General features: G+C 72.9%; 3 protein-coding genes. All 3 read left to right on the forward strand.

All coding sequences use genetic code 11. The annotated features are described in order from the left end of the window. Positions 1 to 1525, forward strand: a 1525-nt coding sequence (locus JWN68_RS05330; RefSeq protein WP_366519749.1) for a DNA polymerase Y family protein, incomplete at its 5' end; no start/stop codon positions are given. A 27-nt stretch (positions 1526 to 1552) separates the two neighbouring features. Then, on the forward strand, positions 1553 to 4948 hold the full coding sequence (locus JWN68_RS05335) for an error-prone DNA polymerase (RefSeq protein WP_297735773.1): 3396 nt from the start codon (positions 1553 to 1555) through the stop codon (positions 4946 to 4948). A 132-nt stretch (positions 4949 to 5080) separates the two neighbouring features. After that, positions 5081 to 6461 (forward strand): glycosyltransferase family 4 protein (locus tag JWN68_RS05340; RefSeq protein WP_297735776.1); only part of this gene is annotated, 1381 nt, incomplete at its 3' end.

Genomic DNA, 6461 nt, shown 5'->3' on the forward strand with positions numbered 1-6461 from the left:
CGCGCTGGACGAGGCCGAGACGTCGCCGCGCTCCCCCGCGGCCGTCCTCTCCGCCAACCTCGTCGAGGTGTGCAACGGTCCCGCTCGATCCCAGGGCGTACGCCGCGGGCAACGCCGCCGCGACGCGCAGGCGAAGTGCCCGGAGCTGGTGCTGCTCCCCGCCAATCCCGACCGCGACGCACGTGCCTTCGAGCCCGTCCTGGCCGTCGTGGAGGACCTGCGTCCCGGGGTGGCGGCCCTGCGTCCCGGCCTGCTCGCCGTCCGGGCGCCCGGCAGCTGGTACGGCACCGAGATCGAAGCCGCAGCGACGGTGTGCCAGGCCCTGGTCGACTCAGGCGTCTGGGACGTCCGGGTCGGGATCGCCGACGACCTGTTCACCGCCGAGCAGGCTGCCCGTACCGCCGAGGTGCAGTCGTGGGAGGTGGTCCCGGCAGGCGGGTCCGCCGCCTTCCTGCGGGGCCTGCCGGTGCACGTGCTGAACGGCGACGGTCCGCAGGGACGAGACCTGGTCAGCCTGCTGCAGCGGCTCGGGCTGGGGACGCTCGGTGACCTGGCCGACCTGCCGGGCGAAGCCGTCGAGCACCGGCTCGGGGCCTACGGCGCTGGGGTGTGGCGACGTGCCCGAGGCCAGGACCCCGCCCTGTTCGTCGCCCGCACCCCGCCGCCCGAGCTGGAGGCGGCCGTGACCTTCGAGCCTCCGCTCGACTCGGTCGAGGCCATCACCTTCAGCGTGCGGACGACCGTGGAGCGCTTCGTCTCCCAGCTGGCGCACCACCAGCTCGTGGCCACCGGGGTGCGGGTCGAGGCCGAGTCCGACGGCATCGTCTGCTCCTCGCGCACCTGGCTGCACCCACGCCACTTCGGTGCTCGCGACCTCGTCGACCGGGTGCACTGGCAGCTGCAGTCCTCGACCGTCGGGGGGTCGCTGCGCGCTCGCAAGGACGTCGGGTCGGTTCGCGCGCCCATCGATCGGGTCCGGTTCCTGCCCGAGGTGGTCGAGCCCGCCGCAGCCCACGGCGAGGCTCTGTGGGGCGCCGCGTCCGACGAGCTGGTGGAGCGAGGCGTGGCGCGGGTGCAGGGAATGGTCGGCTTCGACGCCGTCCGCCGACCAGTGCTCCAGGGGGGTCGCAGCCCGTCCGCCCGGCAGGCGATGGTGCCGTGGGGCGAGCGGGCGGTCGACCTGCGCCCTACCGACCGACCGTGGCCCGGCCGGGTGCCGGGTCCGGCGCCGGTGCGGGTGTTCGCGACGCCGCCGGCCGCGGAGGTGCTCGACGACACGGGACGTCAGGTCGGCGTGACCGATCGTGGCGTCGTCACCGGCGAGCCCTGTCGCTTCCGGCTCGGCAGCGGGGTGCTGCCGTGGCAGCCGGTTACCGCCTGGGCCGGCCCCTGGCCCACCGACGAGGGCTGGTGGTCGACCGGGACCGGGCCGACCGCTCGGTTCCAGGTCGTCGGCGCCGACGGTCGCGCTTGGCTGCTGGTGTGCTCCCCCGACGGGTGGTCCCTCGAGGCCGGCTATGACTGAGCCCCAAGCGATCCAGGGGACCAGCACATGAGCTGGAACAACCCCGCCATGAGGTGGGGCGAGCTCGAGCGCCGCCTGAGTGGGCTGCCGGGGGCGGACGACGCACCGGTCTCGCGGCGCAAGCGCACCGCCACCCGTGCCCGACCGATCGAGCGCCCGGCCGGCGTCACTCCCTACGCCGAGCTCCACTGCCACAGCCACTTCAGCTTCCTCGACGGTGCCAGCTCCCCGGCCGCCCTGGTCGAGGAGGCCGTGCGGCTCGGCCTGCACGCGCTCGCCATCACCGACCACGACGGGTTCTACGGCGCGCCGATGCTGGCCGAGGCGGCGGCGGCGTACGACCTGCCCACCGTCTTCGGCGCCGAGCTCTCCCTCGGTCTCACCTCTCCGCAGAACGGCGTCCCCGACCCCGAGGGCACCCACCTGCTCGTGCTGGCACGCGGGGTCGAGGGATACCACCGACTCGCGGCCGCGATGACCGACGCACACCTCAGCGGTGACGAGAAGGGACGCCCGGTCTACGACCTCGACGAGCTCAGCCAGCGCGGTCGCGGTCACTGGGCGGTGCTGACCGGCTGCCGCAAGGGGGCGGTCCAACAGGCTCTGGGACGCGGTGGTGAGCCCGCGGCGGCCGAGGAGCTCGACCGGCTGACATCGCTGTTCGGGCTCGAGCACGTCCTCGTCGAGCTCTCACCACGCCCCGGTGCCGACGCGACCAACGCCTCGCTCGCCCGGCTCGCGGCTGTGCACAGCCTCGACGTCGTGGCGGCCGGCAACGTCCATCACGCCACCCCCCAGCAACGCCGCCTGGCCTCGGCCATGGCCGCCGTGCGAGCGCGACGCAGCCTGGCCGAGCTCGACGGCTGGCTCGACCTGTCGGGCTCGGCCCATCTGCGCAGCGGCGCCGAGACGTCCACGGCGCTGGCCACACACCCCACTGCCGTCGCCCGCAGCGTCTCGCTGGCCGACGAGCTCGCCTTCGACCTGCGCAAGGCATCGCCCGCGCTGCCCAAGCGGCAGATCCCGGAGGGGCACACCGCCGACTCGTGGCTGCGCGTGCTCGCCGAGCGGGGCTTCGCCGAGCGCTACGCCGGCGTCCCCCACGAACCCGAGGCACGCCAGCGCCTCGAGCACGAGCTGCGGATCATCGGGGGGAAGGACTTCGCCGGCTACTTCGTCATCGTCCACGACATCGTCGCCTTCGCCCGGGAGCGCGGGATCCTCTGCCAGGGTCGCGGCTCCGCGGCCGGCTCCGCGGTCTGCTACGCCCTCGGCATCACCGCCGTCGACGCCGTCTTCTATCGGCTCCCCTTCGAGCGCTTCATCTCCGCACACCGCGACGAGGAGCCCGACATCGACGTCGACTTCGACTCCGACCGCCGTGAAGAGGTCATCCAGTGGGTCTACGACACCTACGGTCGGCGCAACGCGGCCCAGGTGGCCAACGTCATCACCTACCGGCCGCGGATGGCCGTGCGCGACGCCGCGAAGGCCTTGGGCTACTCCCCCGGGCAGCAGGACGCGTGGTCCAAGCAGATCGATGGCTGGAAGTCCGTGGTGTCCGGAGACATGGGTGACCCGACTGCCCACGACGTCCCGGCGGCGGTGGTGGCGCTCGCCGAAGAGCTCGCGGGTGCCCCTCGACACCTCGGCATCCACTCCGGCGGGATGGTGCTCACTGAACGCCCCATCGGCGAGGTCTGTCCCATCGAGCGGGCGCGGATGGACCGACGGACGGTGCTGCAGTGGGACAAGGACGCCTGCGAGTCGATGGGACTGGTCAAGTTCGACCTGCTGGGTCTGGGCATGCTTGGGGCGCTGGACCACATGATGCGGCTGGTGGCCGATCACCTGGGTGAGCAGTGGGATCTCGCGACGATGCCCAAGGAGGAGCCCGCGGTCTACGACATGTTGTGTCGCGCCGACTCGATCGGGGTGTTCCAGGTGGAGAGCCGGGCCCAGGTCGGGACGCTGCCGCGGTTGCGTCCGCGCGAGTTCTACGACCTCGCCATCGAGATCGCGCTCATCCGGCCCGGGCCCATCCAGGGCGGCGCCGTCCACCCCTTCATCCGACGGGCTACCGGGCAGGAACCCGTCACCTACGACCACCCTGAGCTCATTCCCGTGCTCGAGCGCACCAAGGGCGTGCCGCTGTTCCAGGAGCAGCTGATGGCGATGGCTGTCACCCTGGGCGACTGCAGCCGCGACGACGCCGACCTTCTTCGCCGGGCCATGGGGTCCAAGCGCGGCGTGGAGCGCATCGAGTCGGTCAAGCAGAAGCTCTACGTCGGCATGGAGCGCCGCGGGATCACCGGCGACCTCGCCGACTCGATCTACGTCAAGATCCTGTCCTTCGCCAACTTCGGCTTCGCCGAGTCGCACGCCTTGTCCTTCGCGTTGCTGGTCTACGCCTCGTCCTGGTTCAAGCTGCACTACCCGGCCGCGTTCCTGGCCGGGCTGCTCCGCAACCAGCCGATGGGGTTCTACTCACCCCAGTCGCTGGTCGGCGATGCCAGACGCCACGGCGTCGACGTACGCCGTCCTGACGTCACCCGATCCTCGGCACAGGCCGAGCTGGAGGCCGTGGACTTCGGCCCCGTCGCCGCCACCGGGCTGGATGGGTGCTGCCAGCCGCGCTTCGTCCGCACGGACTGGGTGCCCGGCACCCCGGACCCGGTCCCGGCGCACCGGCGCGACGGGGCGCTGGCCGTACGCCTCGGGCTCGACTCCGTGCGGGGCATCGGCCTCGACGTCGCGAAGCGGATCGTCGCCGCCAGGGACGAGGCTCCTTTCACCGGCGTCACCGACCTGTCCCGGCGCGCGGGCCTGACCTCCACGCAACTGGAATCACTGGCTACGGCCGGCGCCTTCGAGGCGTGGGGAATGGATCGCCGCGAGGCCCTCTGGGCCGCCGGGTTCGCCGAGAGCGCCGACCACCTGCCCGGCACCACGCCCGCGCCAGACGCACCGGCCCTGCCCGGGATGAGCGAGCCCGAGATCACGCTCGCGGACCTGTGGGCCACCGGCGTCTCGCCCGAACGCCACCCCCTCGAGCACCTGCGCGACGAGCTGCGTCGGGCTGGCGTCCGATCGGTCGCCGACCTCGCCACCACCGAGTCGGGTCGCCGCGTGCATGTCGGTGGGCTGGTCACCCACCGGCAACGGCCCGGGACCGCCATGGGGGTCACGTTCCTCAACCTGGAGGACGAGACGGGCATGCTCAACGTCGTCTGCTCGGTCGGACTGATGCGGGCGCAGCGGCAAGCCGCACGCAACAAGGTCGCCGTGGTCATCCGCGGACGCCTCGAGCGCAACGAGGGAGTCACCAACCTCATTGCCGACCGGGTCGAAGGCATCGACGTGATCGTGCCCGGCGCAGGCGCTGTGCTGCAGGCGCGCGCCTCGTCGCGCGACTTCCGGTAGCTGCGACCGGGCGTTTCGCACGCGGTGGTCTAGACCAGCCCGAACCATGACATCCGTTGAGACACTCCGCGCCGAAGACGCCCCGTGGCCAACCTTCGACAAACCTTGGACGAAGTCCAGGAGGCACCTTTCGTGGTGGACGTGTTGCGCAGCGCTGATCTCCTCGCGACCGCTGCCGGCCGCGAGGGCGGGCCCGAATCGGTGCGGCTCCTCACGGCGGCGATCCACGAGGACGACGAGCTGACCGCGGTAGCGGCCGTGCACGCCCTGGCTCGCGTGTTCGACGATGGCGCGGACGCCGTCCTGTCCGCGCTGCTGTCGCACCCCCGGGCGTTCTTGCGCGAGCACGCGAGCTGGGCACTCAAGGCCAGGCTGCCCCGCCTCGACGCGATCGGGAGACTGGTCGGAGTCGTGGTGAGCGGCGGATTCTCCGGTGTCCTGGCCCAGCGCACGCTCGCCCAGTGGGCCGCGTCCGCGCCGGCGCAGGTCGCCCTCGCCCTCGAAGGTGCGCTCGCCGGGGCCGCCGGTCCCGAGGTCCGCGGCAGGCTCGTCGAGACCCTCGGACTGGTGCCGGGTCCGATCGCGGGCCGCGCGCTCCTCCAGCTCGTCGTGGACACCGGCGAGCACCCAGGCGTACGAGCGACGGCCGTCGCGGCCCTCGGTGACCGCCCGGCCGACGCCGCCGCGGTGGCGGTGGTCCGTGACCTGAGTACGGTCGACGGCGAGCTGGGAACCGTCGCCCGGCTCGCTGCGATCGACCTCGGCATCGACGCTGTCGAGCGTGGCGGGTCGAGGGCCGGACTCAGCGTGGCCCAGCTCTTCCTGCACGCCGACATCGACCGCGACCTCACCCGGGCGGGCGCCGGCGACAACGGGGGCGTCGCCACCCTGCTGGTCCGGCTGGGTGACGCGCTCGCGACCGAGCAGGGGGTGGGCCGCGTGCTGACCATCTCCCGCGGCACCGCCGGCGCTGCCCTGGACGCGCTGGCCCCCGCCGAAGGGCACCTGTTGACGCCGGTGCCCCTGCTCGCTGATGCCACGTCCGCCGCGCAGGCCTGGCCGTCGCGGGTCGTGGCGGAACGTGGGATCCGGCGCGTGCTGCGGACGCACCGCGTCGACGTGCTGCACCTACGGATGGCCGAGGTGGGAAGTCTGGCCGCTGCTGAGGCGGCCCGCGAGCTGGACATCCCGGTGGTGTTCACGCTCGCGCCCGACCCGCACGCCGTCATCCATGCGCTGGACATGACCGGCGCCCTGCACCGGGGCAACTTCGGGACCGAGGACGAGCGCGAGCACTACTGGTTCCGCGCCCGGCTGGTGCAGCGCCTGGCCGAGGACGCCGCCCACATCGCCCTCTTCCCCCGCCCCGAGCTGCAGCACGACATGCGCGAGCTGCTCGGCCTCGATGTGGCCGGGCAGCCCAGCCGGTACACCGTGGTGCCGGAGGGCATCGACCTGAGGGTCAGCGCCGCCGCCGCCGCCGAGGTCGAGCGGCCCGGAACGCCTGGCCCGG

Origin of the sequence: Nocardioides sp., from assembly GCF_025964975.1 — a bacterium.
Lineage (GTDB): Bacteria > Actinomycetota > Actinomycetes > Propionibacteriales > Nocardioidaceae > Nocardioides.

Excerpts from the sequence above, each read along its gene's own strand:
- JWN68_RS05335 (WP_297735773.1), top strand. The coding sequence starts at position 1,553 with ATGAGCTGGAACAACCCCGCCATGAGGTGGGGCGAGCTCGAGCGCCGC.